General features: G+C 67.4%; 14 protein-coding genes. 9 read left to right on the top strand and 5 right to left on the bottom strand.

Translation table 11 applies throughout. The features are described 5' to 3' along the window. Together AB2U09_RS13660 and AB2U09_RS13655 are read left to right on the top strand one after the other, a co-directional pair. On the top strand, positions 1 to 571 hold a 571-nt coding region (locus AB2U09_RS13660), incomplete at its 5' end, for an LLM class flavin-dependent oxidoreductase (protein WP_459193270.1). 173 nt (positions 572 to 744) lie between these two features. Further along, on the top strand, positions 745 to 3,501 hold the full coding sequence (locus tag AB2U09_RS13655) for a family 78 glycoside hydrolase catalytic domain (protein ID WP_459193269.1): 2,757 nt from the start codon (positions 745 to 747) through the stop codon (positions 3,499 to 3,501). Positions 3,502 to 3,573: 72 nt separating this feature from the next. On the opposite strand, the gene AB2U09_RS13650 is transcribed toward AB2U09_RS13655, so the two are convergent. After that, positions 3,574 to 5,028, bottom strand: a complete 1,455-nt coding sequence (locus tag AB2U09_RS13650) for a sulfatase family protein (RefSeq protein ID WP_459193268.1) — start codon at positions 5,026 to 5,028, stop codon at positions 3,574 to 3,576. A gap of 164 nt (positions 5,029 to 5,192) precedes the next feature. Between AB2U09_RS13650 and AB2U09_RS13645 the strand changes: the two genes are divergently transcribed. From AB2U09_RS13645 to AB2U09_RS13635, 3 genes are all read left to right on the top strand, one after another. Continuing rightward, positions 5,193 to 6,944: an RICIN domain-containing protein gene (locus tag AB2U09_RS13645; RefSeq protein WP_459193267.1), complete on the top strand. Its 1,752-nt coding sequence runs from the start codon at positions 5,193 to 5,195 to the stop codon at positions 6,942 to 6,944. A 215-nt stretch (positions 6,945 to 7,159) separates the two neighbouring features. Beyond that, a complete protein-coding gene (locus AB2U09_RS13640; RefSeq protein ID WP_459193266.1) occupies positions 7,160 to 8,719 on the top strand; it encodes a family 43 glycosylhydrolase in 1,560 nt (519 codons plus the stop codon). Positions 8,720 to 8,893: 174 nt separating this feature from the next. After that, a complete protein-coding gene (locus tag AB2U09_RS13635; RefSeq protein ID WP_459193265.1) occupies positions 8,894 to 10,369 on the top strand; it encodes a family 43 glycosylhydrolase in 1,476 nt (491 codons plus the stop codon). A gap of 51 nt (positions 10,370 to 10,420) precedes the next feature. On the opposite strand, the gene AB2U09_RS13630 is transcribed toward AB2U09_RS13635, so the two are convergent. Next, the gene (locus AB2U09_RS13630) at positions 10,421 to 11,194 is read right to left on the bottom strand and encodes an SDR family NAD(P)-dependent oxidoreductase (RefSeq protein ID WP_459193264.1); all 774 of its coding nucleotides are present in this window, start codon (positions 11,192 to 11,194) and stop codon (positions 10,421 to 10,423) included. Positions 11,195 to 11,346: 152 nt separating this feature from the next. Here AB2U09_RS13630 and AB2U09_RS13625 point away from each other — a divergent pair, with 152 nt between their 5' ends. Both AB2U09_RS13625 and AB2U09_RS13620 read left to right on the top strand, forming a co-directional pair. Then, positions 11,347 to 13,077, top strand: coding sequence for a right-handed parallel beta-helix repeat-containing protein (locus tag AB2U09_RS13625; protein WP_459193263.1), 1,731 nt, complete (start codon positions 11,347 to 11,349; stop codon positions 13,075 to 13,077). A gap of 271 nt (positions 13,078 to 13,348) precedes the next feature. Further along, positions 13,349 to 15,676, top strand: coding sequence for a NosD domain-containing protein (locus tag AB2U09_RS13620; RefSeq protein ID WP_459193262.1), 2,328 nt, complete (start codon positions 13,349 to 13,351; stop codon positions 15,674 to 15,676). 231 nt (positions 15,677 to 15,907) lie between these two features. Here AB2U09_RS13620 and AB2U09_RS13615 read toward each other — a convergent pair whose 3' ends face one another. Next, positions 15,908 to 17,371, bottom strand: coding sequence for a family 4 glycosyl hydrolase (locus AB2U09_RS13615; RefSeq protein ID WP_459193261.1), 1,464 nt, complete (start codon positions 17,369 to 17,371; stop codon positions 15,908 to 15,910). Between the two features lie 154 nt (positions 17,372 to 17,525). Between AB2U09_RS13615 and AB2U09_RS13610 the strand changes: the two genes are divergently transcribed. Next, positions 17,526 to 18,527: a Gfo/Idh/MocA family protein gene (locus AB2U09_RS13610; RefSeq protein ID WP_459193260.1), complete on the top strand. Its 1,002-nt coding sequence runs from the start codon at positions 17,526 to 17,528 to the stop codon at positions 18,525 to 18,527. Between the two features lie 114 nt (positions 18,528 to 18,641). Continuing rightward, positions 18,642 to 19,676 (top strand): zinc-dependent alcohol dehydrogenase, encoded by a 1,035-nt coding sequence (locus tag AB2U09_RS13605; protein WP_459193259.1) that lies wholly within the window; start codon positions 18,642 to 18,644, stop codon positions 19,674 to 19,676. Between the two features lie 766 nt (positions 19,677 to 20,442). Here the strand turns inward: AB2U09_RS13605 and AB2U09_RS13600 are convergent. Beyond that, the gene (locus AB2U09_RS13600) at positions 20,443 to 21,315 is read right to left on the bottom strand and encodes an amidohydrolase family protein (RefSeq protein WP_459193258.1); all 873 of its coding nucleotides are present in this window, start codon (positions 21,313 to 21,315) and stop codon (positions 20,443 to 20,445) included. A gap of 82 nt (positions 21,316 to 21,397) precedes the next feature. Then, positions 21,398 to 22,243, bottom strand: a complete 846-nt coding sequence (locus AB2U09_RS13595; protein WP_459193257.1) for a fumarylacetoacetate hydrolase family protein — start codon at positions 22,241 to 22,243, stop codon at positions 21,398 to 21,400. Positions 22,244 to 22,362: the final 119 nt, after the last annotated feature.

The following is a 22,362-nucleotide window of genomic DNA, read 5'->3' as shown; positions in this document are numbered from 1 at the left end:
CACGTACAAATGTCCGTTCTTCGAGGTCGAGGACTGGCAGCCCCTGCCGAAGACCATTCAGGAACCGCGGCCCTCGCTGTGGATCGGTGGCTGGGGTCCCAAGCAGATCCGCCGCTCGGTGCAGTTCTCCGACGCGTGGGTCCCCGGCGTCGTCGCCGACCTCGGCATTGTCGAGGACCGGAAAAACCAGCAGCGCGAGCACGTCGAGGAGACCGACCAGGACTGGGAGTCGATGGATCACCCGCTCATGCGCGAGGCAGTCATCGCCGAAACCGAGGAAGAAGTCATGGAGCGCAAGGAGTACCTCCACACCACCTACGTCGACGAGTACGGCGGCGAGTTCTCCCACCCGCTGATGAACGCCGACAGCGTCGAAGACTTCGAAGAACTCGCCGATGACCGCTTCATCTACGGCACCCCCGACCAGATCGTCGAGCAGATCGAAGCCATGCAGGACCGCTTCGAACTCAACCAGCTCGCCCTGCGCTTCCACCACTCCGGTATGCCCAAAGACCTCGTCGAAGACCAGATCCGACTGTTCGGCGAAGAGGTCATCCCCGAGTTCAACTGAACCCCGACGGCTCGGACACCGCCTCTTCGCGGTGCGCTGTCGCGACTTTTTCTTCGACCCGGTCGGTGGTCGCAGTCGCCCTGTCTTCGACCCGGCGACTTCGTGCCATTGCCGATCGATCTCACACCGCACTCGCTGGCTTTATTATCCGGTGGAGGGAACGAGGGAGCGAGATGGCCGACGCGAGCCCACCGACAGGTCTGCGTACAGCTTATGCCGTCGACCCGGTCGGGATCGACGAGCGCGAACCGACGCTTCGCTGGCGGGCCCCGACCGACCGCCGCGGCGCGAGCCAGACCGCCTTCCGCGTGCTCGTCGCCACCAGCCCGGACCGCCTCAGTCCCGACGCCGCGGACGTCTGGGACACCGGAAAGCGCCGGAGCGAGCGGCCGGCAGTCAGGTACGACGGGCCGGAACTCGACGCCGGAGAAGCGTACCACTGGACCGTCCGCGTCTGGGACGACCGCGGCGAGGCCAGCGCGTGGAGCGAACCGGCCTCGTGGGAGACCGGACTGCTCGACGCCGACGACTGGACGGCCTCGTGGATCCGGCGGCCGACCGAGGAGGCCGAGCGCGGCGAGTTCTCGTACGTCCGCCGGGAGTTCGAACTCGACGGCGCGGTCGAGCGGGCGCGGGCGTACGTCTCCGCCAGCCACCAGTACGCCCTCTCGGTCAACGGCGAGCCGGTCGACCACGGCCAATCGTTCTCCTACCCCGACTTCCAGTACTACAAGACCGTCGCGCTGGACGACGCCCTCTCGGAGGGCGACAACGCCGTCGGCGCGCTCTACAACTGGAACGGCGAGGGACAGGGCCGGCCCGAGGCGGAACCGGGGTTCATCGCGCAACTGGTCGTCGAGTTCGCCGACGGGCGCAAGCGAGTGATCACCACCGACGGCGAGTGGCAGACCCGTCCGGCCGAGTGGGTGAGTTCGCCCCTCCGCAACGGGGAGATAGCCGAACCCGTGGAGACGATCGACGGGCGCGTCGCCCCGCGGGGCTGGGACGAACCCGGGTTTGACGACGCCGCGTGGGAGCCCGCGGAAGTCGTCGGGGCCCACCCGACCGACCCCTGGGAGCGGCTGATCGCGCAGGACCGCCAGCGCGTTCGCCACCGCGTCGACCCCGAATCGGTCGAGCGCGTCGACGAGGACACCTACGTCGTCGACTTCGGGACGGTGTACCCGGGCGTCCCGAACGTCCGGTTCGAGGACGGTGAGGACGGCCACCGCGTGAACCTGCTCGCCGGCTACCGCCTGACCGACGACGGGTACGTCGACGACACGGAGGGGACACAGTGGACCGACATGCGCTACGAGTACCTCCAGCGCGAGGGCGCACAGACGTTCCGGCCGTTCAACTACCTCGGGATCCGCTACCTGCAGATCGACGACCCCGGCGAGGACCTCGACGCCGACCAGATCTCGCTCGTCGCGACGCACAACGAGGTGCCGGACGCGAACGCGGGCACCTTCGAGTGCGGCGACGAGACGGTCGAAGCCGTGTTCGAGCTCGCGCGCCACTCCGCGCTGTACGGGAGCCAGGAGCAGTTCGTCGACACGCCGACGCGGGAGAAGGGGCAGTTCCTCGCCGACGCGTTCAACGTCTCGGCGGTGACGACCCGGGCCTTCCGCGAGCGGCGGCTGAGCCGACAGGCCATCCGGGAGTTCCTGCGCTCGCACTACCGCTACTGGGCGCCCGAGGGCCGGTTCAACGCCGTCTACCCGAACGGCGACGGCAAGCGCGACATCCCCGATTTCACCGTCACGTTCCCACAGTGGCTCTACGAGTACTTCCGCGAGAGCGACGACCGCGCGACGCTCGAACGCGCCTACCCCGTCGTCCGTGCCGTCGCCGACTACGTTGTCGAGCACGTCGACGAGGAGACCGGGCTGGTGACGCGCCTCTCGGGCGGCGAGGGCGGTCCCTACCACGAGGGCATCGTCGACTGGCCGCCGGAGATGCGCTACGGCTACGACCGCGACTGGCCGGCCCGGACGACGGTGAACGTCCTCTGCGCGAACGCGCTCGCCCGGGCGGCCGACGTCGCCGCCGAACTCGACCGTCCCGACGCCGAGCGCGCCTACTTCGAGGAGAACCGCGAGGCCATCGAGACGGGGATCGACGAGCACCTCCGCCACGGAGACCGCTACGTGGACGGTGCGGACCCGAAACCCGGAGACGGCTCGAGTCCCGAAGATGACGCCAATGACGCGCTCCCGGCCAGCGACCACAGCGCCCAGCACGCCAACGCGCTGCCGCTCGCGACCGGGCTGGTGCCCGACGAGCGGGTCGACGACGTGGCCGAGCGCGTCGCCGCTGACGGGCTGTCGATGGGGCCGATGATGGTCCGCTGGCTGCTCGACGCGCTCGACCGGACCGACCGCCCGGCGGCGATGGTCGATCTCCTGACCGACGCTGAGGCGGACGGCTGGGCGAACATCCTCGACGTCGGCGGCACGTTCACGTGGGAGACGTGGCACTGCCGCACGCTCGAACCGGCCGACGAACGGCACAATCGCAGCGAGTCCCACGCGATGGGCGCGACCGTGCTGACCTCTATCCAGCGGACGCTGCTGGGGGTCCGCGTCACGTCGCCGGGGGCGGCAACGCTCGAAATCGCACCGCCGGCCGAGGGACTCGACGAGGCCAGCGGTCGCGTCCCGACCGAGCGCGGCCCGGTAGCGGTCGAGTGGGAGCGCGACGACGACGCGTTCGCGCTCGACGTGACCGTCCCCTGGAACGCGACGGCGACGGTCGTCCTGCCGGGCGACGAGCGTCCCCTGTCGGCGAACGAAGGCGGTGACGCGCTCCTCGGCGTCGACGGGCCGGTGGCCGACCCGCCCGAGGGCGTCGAATCGATCGCAGTCGAGGATGGCGACCTCGTGGTCGAAGTGGGCGCGGGGTCGTACAGTTTCGAGCGGCAGTAGAATCGAGAGCAGAGCATCGTTGGCGGCGGGCGGCGCGCAGTCACGGACGGGATCGAGACTCAGTTCCGTGACTCAGTTTTCGCCGTCGATCGCTTCTTCAGGCGGGCCGTACGTGTCCGGGTGATAGCGGCCCATCTCCAGTCGCTCGAAGGGGATCGAAAGCAGGGAGTCGCCGTCGAGGTACTCGGTCGCGTCGTGCTCGCGGAAGTGTTCGACCGCGGCGCGGCGACAGCGCTCGACCACCTCGGGTTCGTCGTCGGAGCGGTCGACCGTTTCTCGCGGGTCCGAATCGAGGTCGAACAGCTGCTCGCGACCGCCGTCGACGGCGTAGACGTACTTCCAGTCGCCCTCGCGGACCATGCACGTGAGGTTGTGCGGCAGCGAGAAGAGGTTCGTCTCGCGGGGCGTCTCGTGAGTGCCGAACAACCGCTCGCGGGGTTCGGCATCGCCGGTCAGCGCACCGAGCACGTCGGCCCCGTCGCGCAGGTCGGGGTCGCCGGCGGCGGTCGTGGCGATGCCGAACACGTCGGTCAGCGAGACCAGCCCGTCGTAGGTCTCCCCGGTCGGTAGCTGCTCGGGCCAGCTCACGAGGAACGGGACCCGCGTGGACTCCTCGAAGAAGGAGCTCTTCCCCCAGCCGTGGTGGTCGCCGAGGAGTTCGCCGTGGTCGGAGACGAAGCAGATCAGGGTGTCGTCGGCGTCGTCGCGGGCCTCGACGGCATCGAGCACGCGGCCGATCTCCCGGTCGAGTTGCGTCACGAGGCCGTAGTAGTGGGCGCGGGCGATCTGGATGGTGGACTCACCGGTGTCGTCCTCGCGGGCCTTCCAGAAGTGGTAGTTCTGGGCGGGGATCTTCTCGTCGACGTGGTCCAGCTCGCGGTTCTCGCGTATCGGCGCGGGCGTGTCGTCCGGGTCGTAGTAGTCGTCGAACGGCGGCGAGGGGTTCCACGCGGGGTGTGGCTTCGAGAAGGAAACGAACCCGAAGAACGGGTCGTCGGTGTCACGCTCGATCTCACCGACCGCCTCGTCGGCGATCCACGCCATCCTGCGGTCCTCGGGCGGGAGCGAACAGGACTGGGGGAGGAAGTTCATCGCGGACAGTCGGCCGGTATCGGCCGCGGCGTCGGCGCCGGGTTCGGCGGCGTAGTCGTCGCCGGTCAACTGCCGGTCGTAGCCGAGGTCGATGTCGCCGGGGTGGGCGTGAAACTTCCCGATCCCGAAGGTGCGATAGCCGCGGTTCCCCATCGCGTGGGCGAGGAACGGGCCGTGCTCGGCTTCGAGGTGTTCGGCGGAGCGCTTGTCGTTGCCGAGGAAACCGGTCGCGAGGGGGTCGCGGCCGGTCCGGACGTTGTGTCGCGCGGGGACGCAGATCGGGGCGCTGCTGTAGGCGTTGGTACAGGAGACGCCGCGCTCGGCGAGCCGGTCGAGGTTGGGCGTGTCGACGTGGTCGTGGCCCAGCGCCGCGATCGTGTCGAAGCGCTGCTGGTCCGTCATCACGACGAGGACGTTCGGCTGGTCGGCAGGCATCGACTCCCGGTTCGCCGCCGGCCCCTTTCAAGATTCGGTCCGCGCCGCCCGAACCCCCCGAGACGCTCCGTCGGTACTGATCCGAATAGTATTGTTTGTATATCAATTCTAAATAGATCATAAATATTTATCAACCAATGAGTGTGTGGTAACTACTCGCAGCCATGTCAAACGATGGCTCATCACACAGTGGCGACAGCAGTGGTATCGACGACGAACGAACGAAATCGACAGACGGGCGGCGATCGGAGGCGGCGAGCGACCGCTCGCCGGCGTCCGAAAACGGGGGCGATCCGAGCCTCACGCGGCGGCGCGCGCTGAGCGTCGCGGGCTCGTCGCTTGTCGCGGGTGCGCTCGGGAGCTTCGTCGGCACGGCGTCGGCCAGCTCGCACAACGCGGTCGTGTACAACGGTGGCGCCGGGTTCGTGGCCGAGAACGTCGACAGCGGGACCGTCGTCTACGACGGGACCGACTTCATCGCGGCCATCCAGGCGGCGGTCGACAGCCTCACCGCCGGCCGGACGAGCAAAGAGAAGGTCCGCGTCGACGCGACCGGCGACACCGGCAGCCACTCCAGCACCCACGCCGTGGACCTGCCCAGTTACACGATCCTCGACGTGCCCGGCAACATCAACGTCAACGACAGCGGCGAGCCGTGGGTCATCCCAGCGCGCGCGAACGGCGTCAACGACATCGAGATCCAGCGGTTCAACGTCAGCGGCAATCCCCGGTACGGCATCCGGATCTCCCACTGCGACAACGTGATCATCGACGACGCGCAGATGGACCTCTCGAACGGTCTCGGTATCCGCATCGACGGTCGCGACGGCGCGGACACGACGAACGTCACGCTCAACAACGCGAACGTCAGCGGATCGGGCACCCACGCCGTCGAGACTTACGGCGTCGACGGCCTCGACGTGGGAACGGTCACGGCGACCGACAGCGGCGGTTGCGGCCTGCTACTCAACGACACCGCCAACGCGACGGTCGACTTCGTCGACGCGACGCGCTGCGACCAGGGCGGCGGCTACGCCGGCTTCCGCTGCGCCAACGACGCCGGGCCGAACATCACGGTCAACCGCGTCGACGCGGTCGACTGCGGCCGTGGCATCTTCACCGTCTCCGGGTCCAGCGGCATCGAAATATACGACGTGTACCTCGACGGCAACGGCGGCAACCTCATCCAGGACACCCGCGACACGACCATCGACGGCGGGACGATCACGAACACAGGGAGTTCCGGCGTCAGGATCGACTCGCGGGACAGCGACACGCACCCGTACACGCGCAACGTCACCGTCCGGAACCTCACCATCGAGAACAGCGCCGGGTGGGGCGTCTACGAGACCGGGCCGGACACGGAGAGCAACGCGATCCTGGACAACGACCTCTGCAACAACGACTCGGGCGACATCCAGACGTATGCCTCGAACACGACCGTCAGCGGCAACACCAACTGCGGCGGCGGTGGCGGCGGCGGAGCTATCAACGAGGGCACCTACCGGATCGTCAACGAGAACAGCGGGAAACCGATGGAGGTCGCGAGCGCGGGAACGGCCGACGGTGACAACGTCCAGCAGTGGAGCGACAACGGCGGGGCCCACCAGCAGTGGGACGTGACGGCCAACGGCGACGGGACGTACACCCTCACGAACGTCAACAGCGGTCTCCTGCTAGAGGTGGCAGGCGCGGGAACGGCCGACGGCGACAACGTCCAGCAGTACAGCGACACCGGCCACGCTTGCCAGGACTGGAACATCGTCGACAACGGCGACGGCACGTACCGGCTGGAAAACGCCCACAGCGGGAAGGTCGCGGACGTCGACGGCGCTTCGACCGGCGACGGCGCCAACGTCCTCCAGTGGACCTGGAACGACGGCGCGAACCAGAAGTGGACCTTCAGCTCCGTCTGAAGGACTGATCGACGGCAGGACCCGCTGAGCGATCGCGAGGCGGTCGACGGGGTGCGGTGGCTCGGACCGCAGGACCGCCGCTGGTTAGCCCCTGCTGTCGGGTCGAAACCGACCGTCCAGCCCGACCGCTCCCGTCGACCGGCCTCCACAGTTGCGGCTCGCGTACATCCACGAGCCAAAACCACTATATATTATTGTTATATTCTAGAATTTGCATGACTGATTGTCATGACGATAGTTCGATCGACAGGCGAAGCGTACTGAAAGGACTCGGCGCGGGCGCACTCGGTGTCGCGGTGACGGCGGGCGCGAGCGGGACGGTGGCGGCGGACCCGAGCTCGGACCATTACCACAACCCGCTGTACGAGCCGCACTTCCCGGACCCCACGATCCTCGACGACGGCGGGACCTACTACGCGTACGGGACGAACATGAACCGAGAGAACGACGCGGACGAACTGCTCGTCCCCGTCCTCTCGTCGACTGACCTCGTGAACTGGTCCTACGAGGGCGAGGCGTTCACGTCCCGGCCGGGCTGGACGTACGGGTCGGTCTGGGCGCCGGACATCCACTACTACGACGGCGAGTACGCGATGTTCTACTCGCTGTCGCCCCGTCCCTGGGAGAGCGGCGAGTTCGGCATCGGACTGGCGACCGCCGATACGCCGACGGGGCCGTTCACCGACCACGGCCAGGTCGTGGGCGACAACGACACCGGCGGGGGGACCATCGACGCCTACTTCGTCGACCAGGGCGGGACACCGCACATGTTCTGGGGGAGCTTCCAGGGCATCTACGTCGCCGAGCTCAGTTCGGACTTACAGAGCGTGGACCTGTCGACCCAGGTGCAAGTGGCCGGCACCGCCTACGAGGGGACGATCCACCTCGAACGCAACGGCTACCACTACCTGTTCCTCTCGACGGGGTCGTGCTGCGACGGACTCAGCAGCACCTACGAGATCGAGGTCGGTCGCGCCGACTCGTTCACCGGCCCCTACTACGACCAGAACGGAACGGCCCTCATGGACCGGTCGGAGAACAACGCGGGCGTCCCCGTCCTGACCGGGAACGACCGTTTTCCGGCGCCGGGACACGGCGACGTGACGACGTTCAGCGACAGATCGGACTGGCTGCTCTATCACGCCTACGACTCCCAGGCCGGCGGCTTCGTCGACGGCGTCCCGCGCCGCGTGCTCATGGTCGACCGCATCGAGTGGGACGACAACGACTGGCCGGTCGTCGCCTGCGACGGCACGCCGAGCACCCAGGCGCAGGGGCCCGGGAACGCGAGCAACTGCGGTAGCGACGGTGGGGACGGGGGAGACGACGGCGGAACTGGCGGCCCCGTCAGCGAGGGCACCTACCACCTCACGAACGTCAACAGCGGCAAGCTCCTCGAAGTCGCCGACGCGGGGACAGCCGCCGGCGACAACGTCCAGCAGTTCGCCGACACGGGCCACGCCTGCCAGGACTGGGACGTGACGGCCAACGGCGACGGCACCTACGCGATAACCAACGTCCACAGCGGGCTGCTCCTCGAAGTCGCGAACGCCTCGACCAGCGACGGAGCGAACGTTCAGCAGTACAGCGACACCGGCCACGCTTGCCAGGACTGGAACATCGTCGACAACGGCGACGGCACGTACCGGCTGGAAAACGCCCACAGCGGCTCCGTCGCCGACGTGGAGGGCAGCGCCACCAGCGACGGGGCGAACGTCATCCAGTGGCCGTGGACCGGCGGTGCGAACCAGCGGTGGACCTTGGACCCGGTCTGAATCGGGCGAGCAGACGAGCGATCCGGCGGTCGGCGGTCAATCCAAGGACCTCGGAACTGAATATTTACTTGCGACTGTGTACCCAATTGCCATGAAAAAAGTTATCAATGATTGATTATCAACTAGGATTGCATGTCGGATGGTTATGACAGTGGGAACACCAATAGGCGCAACGTGTTGAAAGCGATCGGCGCGGGGACACTCGCGGCGGGCGGTGTGGTCGGGACGAGCGGTTCGGTGACGGCGGACCCGAGCGACCAGCACTATCACAACCCGGTCGGCCCGGTCGGGTTCGGCGACGTGTCGATCATCGAGGACGGTGGGACCTACTACGCGTACGGTACCGAGACGCCGAACGACATCATCCCGATCGCGGAGTCGTCGGACATGGTCGAGTGGTCGTACATCGGGGCGGCGCTCTCGGCGACGCCCGGCTGGCACCCCACGGAGTCGGACCCGGGGTGCTGGGCGCCCGACATCCGCTATCACGACGGCCAGTATCACCTCTACTACTCCCTGTCGGTCTGGGGGAGCGACAACGCCGGCATCGGGCTCGCCACCTCGAACACGCCCGACGGGCCCTTCACCGACCAGGGGCCAGTGATCCAGAGCAGCGACCTCGACCTGACGAACTGCATCGACGCGGACACGGTGATGGTTGACGGGCAACCGTGGCTGGTCTGGGGGAGCTACGAGGGCATCTACGCCGTCCAACTGAACGGCGCGATGGACGACATCGTGCCCGGTACCGAGTTCCACATGGCCGGAGACTCGATCGAAGGGCCAGTGATGCTCCAGGACAACGGCTACTGGTACCTGTTCTACTCGTCGGGGCAGTGCTGTGAGGGGTACGACAGCACCTACCGCCTCGAATGCGGCCGTGCGACGTCGTTCACGGGGCCGTACTACAATCAGAACGGGACGGACCTGCGGGACCTCTCGGGCTCACACGACGGCGTCCCCATCCTGCAGGGCAACGACCAGTTCACGGGACCGGGACACAACGACGTCTTCCAGGGGCCCAACGGCGACTGGTGGTGCTTCTACCACGTCGAAGCGACCGCCGACGACGAGACGCGCTACATGATGATGGACCGCATCGAGTGGGACGGCAACGACTGGCCGGTCATCGCCTGCAACGGCGAACCCAGCAGCCAGGCCCCCGTCCCCGGCGAACCGTCCGGATGCGACGACAGCGGGAGCGGCGGCACCAGCGGCCCCATCAGCGAGGGCACCTATCACATCGCGAACGTCAACAGCGGCAAGCTGCTGGAGGTCGCCAGTGCGGGGACGGCCGCCGGCGACAACGTCCGCCAGTACGCCGATACGGGTCACGCCTGCCAGCAATGGAACGTCAGCAAGAACGGTGACGGTACCTACGCGATCACGAACGTCAACAGCGGCCTCTGGCTGGAGGTCGCCAGTGCAGGGACGGCGGATGGCGACAACATCCAGCAGTACAGCAACAGCAACCACGCGTGCCAGGCCTGGACCATCGAGGACGCGGGCAGTGGCCAGTACCGCCTCGTCAACGCCAACAGCGGCAAGGTCGCCGAAGTGGCCAGCGCGGGCACGTCCGACGGCGACAACGTCCAGCAGTGGAGTGACAACGGAGGAGACCACCAGCTCTGGACGTTCACCTCGGTGTAAGAGTCCGGCGCGACGAGTGCCCCACCGACAGGACGAGCGGCACAGCCGGCCTCAGAAGACCGCGTACCCGCCGTCCGCGTAGAGGAGGTGCCCGGTCACGTACGAGGCGTCGTCGCTGGCGAGGAAGAGGTACGGGCCGGCGACCGCTGCGGGCGCCGCGCGGCCCATCGGCGCCGACTTGTCGATAGCTGGCACCTCGGTCTCGGACTCGCCGGTGTCGTCCGACCCGATTCCGGTGTCGACGGGCCCGGGCGCGACGGCGTTGACGCGGACGCCGTGTTCGGCGAGTTCGAGCGCGGCGACGCGCGTCAGCATCATCACCGCGCCCTTCGACGCATCGTACATCGCGTGGCCCGGCTGTGCGAGTTCGGAGCTGATCGACGCGGTGTTGACGATCGACCCCGGGTCGTCGCGGTCGAGCATGTCCCGGGCGGCCGCCTGCATCCCGGCGAAGGTCCCGCGGGCGTTCACACCGTAGACGCGGTCGAACGTCTCGGGGTCGGCATCGAGCAGCGGCGCGCCGCGGTAGATGCCGGCGTTGTTGACCATCACGTCGACGCCGCCGAACTCGCGAGCGGCCTCGACGACCGACGTGACCTCCGCCGGGTCGGAGACGTCCGTCTCGACGAACGTCGCGCGACCTCCCTCGTCCCGGATCGCTTCGTGCGTCGGCACGTCGGCTCGCTTCGGACCCTCGCGCACGTCGGCGACGACGACCGTCGCGCCGGCCGCGCCGAACCGCTCGGCGACGGCACGGCCGATCCCGGAACTCCCGCCGGTCACGATCACCGTCTCGTCCGCGTAGTCGTAGCTTGCGGATCCCATAGGCTCCGTTCGGCACTCGCTCGCTTAGTGATACCGACCGGGGAAATTCGGTGGCTGGAAGTCGCGGTCCCGGGGGACGCTCCTCGGCTCAGCGAGTGGGTTCGGCCCGAACCGACGGAAAATTTATACATCGTGAAGGAAACCACAGATACGTGTCATCCGAAAACCCAGACGAGTCTGACGTGTCGAGCGACAGGTTAACCTTCACGCGACGCAGTGCGCTCGCGTTGCTCGGCGCGAGCGGAGCCGGGGCAGCCGTGATCGGATCTGCGAGCGCGGAGCAAGAGGGCGGAGAATCGGGGGACGGCGCCCGGCCGTGGAATCAGGACGTGGACGCACAGGGGCACGCTCTGACGAACCTCGAGGAAATCGACGTCGAGCACGTGTACGCCGCGGCGCGTGACGCCCACGTGGTCGTGTGGAAGGACGACGAGGGCAAGTGGCACGCGGACGGCCGCGACGGCCACGTCACTACCACGGACGACGTGATGCGAACGACGAACGAGGCGTTCGCCAGCCTCACCGAGGACCGCGACTGGAAGGAGAAGGTCGCGATCGTCTCGCCGGCCGAAGTCGGGCCTCACGAGTGGGGCGAAGGGCCGTGGCCGGGCTACAAGGGCATCGAGGTACCGAGCAACACGATCCTCGACGTTCCCGTCCCCATCCACGTCAAAGACGAGGGCGAACCGTTCATCCGGGCGGTACACGCGAAGGACGCGCACAACATCGAGTTCCCGAACCTGAACATCAAGGGCAACCCAAGGTACGGCGTCTGGATGAACAGCGTCGAGGACGTGCGCATCGGGCACGTCAACGTCGAGATGGCCGACGACATCGCGGAGGTGGGCCTCGGCGTACGCATCGATCAGCACGGCGACACCGGGCGGAGCCGGAACGTCCAGATCGAGTCGGGGTTCGTCAAGAACTCCGGGCACCACGCCTTCGAGACGAACGGCGTCACGCGGTTCCAGGCGGGCCAGCTCGTCGCGGACAACCCCGCCAACGCGGGCCTGAACATGGACCACACCATCGACGCCACGATCAACAGCGTCGTCGGGCAGGATCCCGGCCACCCCTCGACGTACGCGACCGTCCGACTGGCGAACTACTGCCACAACGTCTCGGTCGGACAGGTCGTCAGTCGCGGCGGTGCGAAGGGGCTGATGTGCCTCACCGCCAAGGACGCCTCCTTCGGCGAGGTCGACATCACCGGCTCGACGGACAGCGGCATCTTCATCGCGCTCTCGACGGATATCACCATCTCCGGCGGCGTCGTCAAGAACTGCCGCGGCGACGGCATCCGGATTCACGGCTACCCGACGGACACGTACGACGACTTCAACGTCCCCACGCAGGGGATCACGGTCAGCAACGTGCGCTTCCGCGACGACCGGCCCGAGGGCGAACGGACCCAGACCTACGGCATCCGCGAGTCGGGCGAGACGGCGTTCAACAACCAGTTCGTCAACAACGACGTGCGGACCGGCGGGACGGAAGAGCGCATCACCGTCGCCTCGGCGTCGACGCTCGTCGCGAACAACGTCGGCGCCGGCATCGACGAGGGGACCGTCACGCTCACCAGCGGCGAGTCGCCCGCAGCGCGCGTCCCAGACGTGTCGCCACACAAGGCGGCGACGCTCGACCTCCGAGCGAAGGCCCACGAGGCGCCCGACGCGCGCTTCTCGTGGACCGACTACTTCGAGTGGGACCCTGAGGCCGGCGCGTGGGAACTCGTCGTCGAGTGGCGTACCGACCCCGGCGAGGACGTGACCCTCGACTACGTCGTCGACCGGCCGCAGGCCAACCTCGACCGCCGCGAATACTCCGAACCGAGTACGTGGGACGAGAACGCCGACGAGGGACCGGCCGACCCCCACCGCTGAGCGAGCGGATCGACGCAGTGTGACCCAGTCGCAGCGAACAGTCGAACCCTGACCGCATGCTCCCGAACCCGGCGCGCCCGACGATTACCTAGTCGTTGCCGTATCCGCGAGCGATTTTCCCGACCGTCCCTCCGCCTCCCGACGACCCCGAGATGACGCGTGGCGATACACACACATCCGGCCAGTACGTGACAATGAGACGGCCGGAAAGGCGGTACTACTCTGAAATTTTCCACTAATTATAAACGATTAGTATTCGACCCGGATCGTGATGCGCGATAGCAACAGTCACGGCACACGGAGTGGCGACGCGGACGGGCTCACGATGACGCGGCGGGTGGCGATGACCCTGCTGGGCGCGGGGACGCTCGCGGGGGCGAGCGGTATCGCAGCGGCCCAGGAGGGCGACGAGAACGGGGACGAACCCACGCGCAAGTGGAACCAGCACGTCGACGCGCAGGACCACGACCTGCGGAACGTCGGGGAGCTCGACGCAGGAGGAGCAACACTGGGGAACGTCAGGACGGCGGCGCGCGACGCGGACGTCCTCGTCTGGCAGGACCCCGAAGGGACCTACCACGCCGACGGCGCCGAGGAGACGGTCTACAGCGGCGAGAACTTCACCGAGGCGGTCAACGCGGCGATCGGCAGTCTCACCGACGGGCGGACGACCAAGGAGAAGGTCGTTGTGGCCTGCTCGGGGACGATGGGACCCCACGAGTGGGACGGCGACGTCCTCGCCATCGACATCCCGAGTTACACCATCGTCGACTTCCGTGGGACGATCCACGTCGAGGACGAGGGCGAGGCGCTGATCCGCCCGCTCCGGGCGCTGAACGCCGAGGAGATCGAGATCCCGCGGGTCGCGATCAGCGGCAACTTTCGGTCGGCGGTCTGGTTCCGGAGCGTCTCGAACGTCCGGTTCGGACACGTCGACATCCGGACGCCCGAAGACAGCGTCATCAGCGCCACCGGCGGCGGCGTCCGCATCGACGGGTTCGCCGAGGGGCGCGGCGACGACACGATCCGTTCGACGGACATCCAGGTGGACAGCGCTTACTTCGAGAACACGCAGGGCCACGCCTTCGAGACCTACGCTGTCGACCGGATCCAGGTCGGCGAGGTCATCGCTAACGGCGTCGAATCGGGCTGCGGCGTCCTGCTGAACGAGACGACGGACGCCACCGTCGGCGCCGTCGTCGGGAGAGACGTGGACGTCGGCGGCGGGTACGCCGCCTTCCGGCTCGCCAACTACTGCGACGACGTCACCTGCGGGCAGGTCGTGGCGCGCAACTGCGCGCGCGGCGTGTTCACGGTCTCGTCGTCGTCGAACGCCACGATCGAGGGCGTCAACATCGTCGGTAACACGTCCCACGGCATCCTGATCCAGGACGGCGCGAACGTCACCGTCAACGGCGGTGTCATCCGAAACACAGACGCCGAGGGCGTCAGGATCGACTCGCGTTCCTCGAAGAAACACCCGCCCGCCGAGGGGATCTGCGTGTCGAACCTCCGCATCGAGGACACCCGCGACGAACCGCAGATGCCCTACGGAGTCAACGTGACGAAAGGGCCGCGCGATGGCCGCGACACCAACAACGTCCGGATCGTCAACAACGACGTCCGTGGCGCCGGGACGGAAGCGGCTATCAGCGTCGAACCGTCGAGCGTCGTCGTCCGCGACAACGTCGGCGCCGGCGTGGCGTCGGGCACGGTCACGCTCTCGTCGGGGAGCGACCCCGCCGCCCGCGTCGAGAACGTCACGACGCAGGGACAGGCGACGCTCGACCTGCGCGCGAAGGTGTTCCAGCCACCGTCCTCGGCGTTCGCCTACGACCACCGCTTCGAGTACAACGGGTCGGGCTGGGACCTCGTCGTCGAGTGGGTCGAAGACCCCGGCGAGGACCTCACCCTCGACTACGTGGTCGACCAACCCCAGGCCCTCGTCGGCCGCGACCCCGCCAGCGGCGGGGACGACGGCGGAGGCAGTGACGACGGTGGCGACGTATCGTGGGACTACGACACCAGTCCCGGCGTCGTCGACGACTTCGAGGACGGCAATATCGACGAGTACGAGGGCGCGACCGGCGACTACGAGGTCAACCAGAGCAGTCCGGTCCCCTCGGGGAGCTACCGGCTGGAGGGGTCGGGCGGGGAGAACTCGAAGCTCCTGGCGGCGGACCTCGACCGCATGCCGGCCGAGGGGACGAAGTTCTCCGCGAAGATCGGCGCCACCAGCGACGCCCAGAACGCAGGCATCGCGTTCGGGAGCGCGAAGTCGCTCGACGCCGACTCCGCGTTCCCCTTCCACTTCGCCCGCCTGTGGAGGAGCGGCGAGGACGACTGGCGCTTCCAGGTCTGGCAGCGTAGCGGGACCCAGATGATCGAGCAGTCCGTCGGCGCCGTCACGCTCGGCGAGTTCTACGAGGTCGTCGTCGACTGGCGAGAAGACGAGCTGACCGCGACGCTGAACGACCCGGACGGGAACGAGGTCGCGGCGGGGACGACCTCCTTCGAGACCGACTACACCGAGGGCGGTATCGGTACGCGGGGGACCGGGCTCCTCGACGAGATCCGCATCCTCGAAGACAACACCTGAGCGGACCGGGCCGGGGCAGCAGTTCGGACTATTCTTTCCAGTACTATCGGGGGGCCAGCGGCGAGCGCCCGACGGCTATCGAACTCGCATCCGGAAGTAGACACGCCGGCCGGTAACCGCTGCGTTTCGTTCGAGAAGGTAGATCACACGGCGAGAAGAAGGTGAGACGACAGGCGACCTATCGGTCGTCTGGTCGGTGTCCTGGACGGAACGGAGGTCGAAACGAACCGATCAGTCCGCGAGGACGGCCTCGCGGTCCAGTTCGTAGTCGTCGAGCACCGACGCGCCCTCGACGTCGTAGGCGTCGAGGTAGTCGCGCTCGATGGCGACCAGATCGGCGAACAGATCCTGTGCCTCGTCGCGCTGGATGGAGACGAGCGGTTCGTTGAGGAACGCCTGGAAGGCGAGATCCAGGTCGCCCGCGAAGCCGGCCTCGATCAGCGTCTCCTGGTTGTGGACCGCCCGCGTGACCATGCTGCGGACCTGCCGGGGGAGCGTCCCCGCGTTGACGGGCGAGATGTCGTCGCCGGTGACCAGGGCGTTCGTCTCGACGACGGCGCCGTCGGGCAGGTCGGGGCACTGGCCGCGGTTCGGGTAGTTGACGTGGGTCTTCATCGGCTCGATGCCCAGCAGCGCGCGCATGATGTCGACGACTTCCTCGCCCGACTCCGAGAGGTGGAACTCGCCGTCCTCGTCGCGGAACTTGTCCATCTTCGCCGGGGCCTCGCCGTCGCTCCGGCGGGCGGAACTCGGCGTCAGGCGCGTCCCCCAGCGCTCGATCTCGGCGGGGGTCTCGATGTCGAGGTACCACGGAACGAACTCTGCGAGGTGTCGGTCGCCTGCCGCGCCGAGGACGCCGAAGCGGTCGTACAGGTCGAAGGCGATCTGGTGGTGGTTACTCCAGTAGGACTCGCCGGCCAGCTCGCCCGGCTCGAAGCCGGGGATCGGCTCGTGCCGCTCCAGTTCCTCGTCGAGGTACTGGAAGACGTCGCGGCCGCGCCAGCGCGCCTCGTCGATCCACGTGAAGTGGTTGACGCCCTTGACGTTCACGGCGATGTCCGAGCCCGTGAGATCCTCGGCGGCGTCGACGTACCGCTCGGCCACGTCGGCGAGCATGTGCTGGACGTGGGTCACCTCGTGACAGAGGCCGATGGCGTTGATGTCGGGGTACTCCTCGTAGAGCGTCCGCGTGCAGACGGTCATCGGGTTGGTGTAGTTGAACACCCACGCGTCGGGACACTGCTCGCGGACGGTCGCGGCGATCTCGCGGTACTGGGGGATCGACCGCAGCGACCGGAAGACGCCGCCGGGGCCGACCGTGTCGGCGACGGTCTGGTAGATGCCGTACTCCTGTGGCACGTCGATGTCGTGGACGAACGTCTCCTCGGGCGGATCCTGGGTCGAGCAGACGACGAAGTCCGCACCGGCGAGCGCGTCGTCCATCTCGCGGTGGGCCTCGAAGGTCCACTCGCCCGGGACGTCCTCCCGGTCCATCACGTCGTTGGCCAGTTCGGCGTTCTCGACGGCGCCGTCGTAGTTCACGTCGTAGAGGGCGACGGTGCCCGAGACGTCGTCGCACTGCGCGAGGTCGTTTATCAGCGTCAGCGCCCAGCCCTGGCTGCCGCCGCCGACGTAGCCGATCCGCACGTCGGTCGCCGCGCCGTCGACTGGTGGCTCCGCTTGCAGCGAATGCATACGTCTCTCACAGCGTGCGGGGGACCAAAATACCTACCGTTCACGGCGGGTCGCGCCGTCACTTGTGGAGCCGCCCCCGGGGAACCGGCAGGTTCCGATGCGGCCGCCCCCGGATCCGTAAGACGCAAGCGGTCGGCCCCTGAATCGGGGAGTCGTGCTACGAACTGCCATTATCGGGACCGGCGGTATCGGGACCCACCTCGCCCGGGAAGTGCGCGAGCACCCGGACGGACGGATCGCGGCCGCCGTCGACGTGAACGAGGACGCGCTCGAGGAACTCGCGGCCGAACACGACCTCGACGAGTCGGTCCTGTACACCGACGAGGCCGAGATGTACGCGGAGACGGACCTGGACGCGGTGATCATCGCCACCCCGCCGGCGTTCCACGACGACCAGATCCACGAGGCGTTCGACCGCGGCTTGCACGTCCTCTGTGAGAAGCCGGTCGTGATCGAACAGGAGGCCGCCGAGCGGCTCCATGACCGGGTCGCCGACTCCGATCTGGTGTTCATGGCCGGCTACCAGCGCCACCTCAACCCCGGCTTCGTCGCCGCCTACGACCGCTATCACGAGGAGGGACAGGAGCCGACGTTCATGACCGGCGAGCTGACACAGGACTGGACCGGGCACTTCGAGCGCGGGACGAACTGGCGGGTCAAACCCGAGATCGGCGGACGCGGACATCTCTTCAGCGTCGGGACTCACGTCCTCGAGTCGGTGCTGTGGCTGTCCGGGCTGACCCCGACGGCGGTCAGCGCCGAGATGGACTTCTACGACGACGAGGGGTACATCGACACGAAGTCCTCGCTGACGGTCCGCTTCGAGAACGGCGCGGTCGCCAGCTTCGCCGACTCCGCCGTCGCCTCCGCGACGCGCGAGCACATCCACGTCTGGGACGACGAGGGCGCGATGTATCTGGAGGGCACTGGCTGGGGCCAGCGCGAACTCACCGTCGTCGAGCCCGGCGGCGACGAGCGGATCCCCGATCTGGCCTACGACGAGGCACCGAGCAAGTTCGCCGCGTTCGCCGAGGCGATCGAGTCCGAGACGAAGCCGCCGGCGACCGCCGAGGACGTCCTCGTCGTGACGGCGCTGCTCGACGCCGCCTACGAGAGCGCGCGGACCGGCGAACGTGTCGCCGTCGACCTCGAGTGACCACCGGAAGAATACGAGAGGCAACTGGCGGATCGCGGGGTCGACCGGCCACCATATTTATATATTGAAGGCACGCACCTGATAGTGTCGAAGTCGAGAGGGATCTGTTAGCATATGAAGCAAATAGTCCAGACGGGCCCTGCGTCCGTCGAGGTTCAGGAAGGAGAGCGGCCGTCCCCCGGTCCAGACGAGGTGCTCGTCCGGGTGCATTCGGCAGGTATCTGCGGCAGCGACGCCCACGCCTACGAGTACGAGGGTGGCTACGACTGGATCGCCATGCCCCGCATCATGGGCCACGAGTACTCGGGCACGGTCGAAGCCGTCGGCGAGGAGGTCACGAGCTTCGACCCCGGCGACCGCGTCGTCGAAGAACCCATCCACCACTGCGGGGAGTGCTTCCAGTGCCAGAATGGCGAGGAAAACATCTGCCAGAATTTCTCCATCACCGGCATGCACCGCGACGGCGCGTATGCGGACTACACGGTGGTCGACCCCCAGCACCTCCACGCGGTTCCGGACGCGGTGTCGCTGGCCGACGCCGCCATCACCGAACCGCTGAGCATCGCCACACGGGCGGTACTCACACGCTCGTCGATCAATCCGGGCGACGACGTACTGGTCGAAGGTCCCGGGCCGATCGGTGTGTTCACCGCCGCCGTCGCCGACTCTCTGGGCGCCAACGTCCTCGTCTCCGGCCTCGGCCAGGACGCTGACTCCAGGTTGCCGCTCGTCCAGTCGCTCGGCATCGATACCATCAACGTCTCCGAATCAGACCTCGAATCCCACGCCGCGGCACGGACAGACGACGTCGGCTTCGACGTGGTGTTCGACGCCAGCGGCCACTACACGGGCGTCGAGACGGGGGTCGACATCGCCCGCAAGGGCGGTGAAGTCGTCGTCGTCGGCATCCCCCGCGAACCGAGCGAACTTCTCATGACCCCCGTCGTCCGCGGCGAAATCGACATCATCTCCTCCTATGGGTCGGTCTGGACGAACTTCGAACAGGCGCTGCGACTCATGGAGAACGACGCCATCGACGCCGCGGCCGTCGTCGACGACTCCTTTTCGACTGCCGATCCCACCGCTGCCTTCGAATCGTTCCTCGCCTCGGAGGTCGTCAAACCCGTCTTCCGCTTCGCCGACGACTAACCCGGGAGCGATCGCCGACGCGACTCCGTCCGCCGCGCCGCACCCGGTTTCCACATTGACTTCTCGACAGTCGGTCGCCCGATCACATCGTCTACTTCTACAGCGCAGCGCGACTCCGAGTAACTAACTCACCCCGCAATCCGCTGTGAGCGCTTCGACCGCCGTCCCAGCGGAGGAGACTCACCATCGGCTCTCCCGTGCCTCGCTGTGCCGTCTTTCAGCTATTTCGTGGGGCTCGTCTCCCGCTCGAAATCGTTCGGTAATACCGGAACCCCTCTCAGCGGGAATCCCACGAGGTTCCGGATTTCGAGGCCGTCCCAGCCACAGAGCCGGATCTCGTCCACCACCTGTGCCAACTATTCTCATACTGGTTCCGGTATTACCGGACAGATTGGCGGAATGGACAGGCTGCGCCGCTCTCGGCGGTCAAACGGCAAACGAGCGGCAATGATCGCCGGATGGGCTATCTGCCACCTTTACTCCGGTCCGCGCCGGCTTGATTACAGACTTACAAATGGAATTTCGTCCGAGTCGGACGCCGGTCACCGGTTCGATCGGGGCCTGATCAACGGGTTTCACGGTTCCGCCGGCGGTCGCAAGCCGGGTGATTTCTCGGAGACCGCAGCGCGATCGCGAATATCGTCCGGCATTGCCGGAATATATGGGCCACTTACGTTTCACTCCTCGCAGGAGGACGGTCATATAGCGCTCCTCGCAGGAGGGCGGTCAGATCACATCCCAGAGAGAATGTGAGTCCGAACGGCTGTTACAGGTCGACGTGGCGACGAAACGCCCGGTCGGTGAGCCACTTGCGGTCGCCGGGTGAGAGGTCGTCGACGGCGTCGACCCACGACAGCGTCTCCCCGTAGGTCGCCTCGTCGGAGACGTTCGGGTAGTCCGAGCCCCAGACGACGCGCTCGCGGCCGAACTCGTCGAGTAGCCACCGGACGTGGTCGTGCATGTCGGCGTAGGGGTGGGCTTCGTCGGACTGGTGGACGATCTCGGAGACCTTGACGCCGACGGAGTCGTACTCCGCGAGAGCGGAGAACGTCTCGTAGACGCCGTCGCCGAGTGGTTCGTCCGGTTCGGCGTACGCGAAGTGGTCGAAGAGGTACGTCAGGTCGGGGTAACGCTCGACGAGTTCGAGCGCCTGGTCGAGTTGCTCCCCGCGGACGAGTATCTGGACGAGCGCGTCCGTCTCGGCGGCGGCCTCCCAGAACTCCGTCTCCTCGATAGCGTCGCGGAGCCACGTCACCGACCGGTCGAACGTCTCCCACATGCGGTCGTAGGGGCAGAGTCCGCCCAGTCGGAACCCGAGAACGCCGTCGACGGCCATCGCCTCGCGGAGGTCGTCGGCCGCCCCGTCGGCGAACTGGTCGAGCATCACGACGCCGTGGAGCCGGTCGTGCTCGCGGGCGGCCTCGATCGTGTACCAGTTGTCGGTCCACTCGCAGATGGGGTAGCCGACGACGACCGCCTCGTCGACGCCGACGGCGTCCATCTCCTCGAGCAGCGCCTCGTTCCGGAAGACCGGGTCGACCGAGAACGAACTGACCGAGTCCTCGACGAGCGGGCCGTTGACCCACGGGTGGTCGTCGCTCGGCGGTCCCCACGTGTGCGTATGGGAGTCGAGTACCATACCCCGCGGTGGACGCGGGTCGATAGTAAAAGTTCCCCCGCGCCAGTAGCGTCAGCCGCGCGGGGGACGGGGATCGCGTCGCTTACTCTTCGACGACCGGGTTCTCGAGCGTGCCGATGCCCTCGATCTCGGCCTCACAGGTGTCGCCCGGTTCGAGTAGGTCGAGCGGTTCGCGGAAGATACCGACGCCGCCGGGCGTCCCGGTCGAGATCACGTCGCCGGGCCGCAGCGTCATGTTCTCGCTGATGTACGAGACCGCCTCCTGGATGTCGAAGATGAACTGCTCGGTGTTGGAGTCCTGCTTCGTCTCGCCGTCGACGCGCAGGGACACGTCGACGCCGTTCGGGTCGAACCCGTCGCCGGCGACCAGCGACGGCCCCATCGGCGAGAAGGTGTCGAAGCTCTTGCCGCGGAAGAACTGGCCGTCGTCGAACTGCGAACGCCGGCCGCTCACGTCGTTGAGCACGGTGTATCCGGCCACGTGGTCGTCGACCTCGTCCTCGTCGATGTGTTTGGCCTGGCGACCGATGACGACCGCGAGCTCGACCTCGTAGTCGACCTGCTCGTCGCCGCCCGGGTGGACGATGGGGTCGCCGGGGTTCGTGACCGTCGTCGGCGCCTTCGAGAACAGGAGCGGCGTCTCGGGGATCTCCTCGTCCTGTTCCTCCGCGTGGTCGCGGTAGTTCAGCCCCACGCAGACGATCTTGCCGGGAACCGGGACCGGCGCGAGCAGCGACACGTCCTCGGCCGAACGCTGCGAGAGCGCGCCGTCCTCGACGCGGCGGCGCACCTCGTCGAGGTAGCTCTCGTTGGTCAACTGCTCGTAGCTCGGCTCGCCCGTCGGCTGGCCGTCGAGCGAGTGAATCGTGTCTCCGTCGCGGACGCCCCAGGTGGCGCTCCCGCCGTCTGTGTAGCGAACGAATCGCATCACCGGAAGAGCGTCCCATCGACCCTTAAATCTTTAGAAGGGTGATGCTTCGGCAACGGGTGGGCAGGGCGCCGCAGGCTTTGCGATTGAAACCGAGGCCGCTGACACGGCGGTAGCCG

This window comes from Halosimplex yunnanense (genome assembly GCF_054504345.1).
The sequence above is the reverse complement of the archived record's forward strand: the minus strand, read 5'-3'. Positions and strand labels throughout refer to the sequence as shown.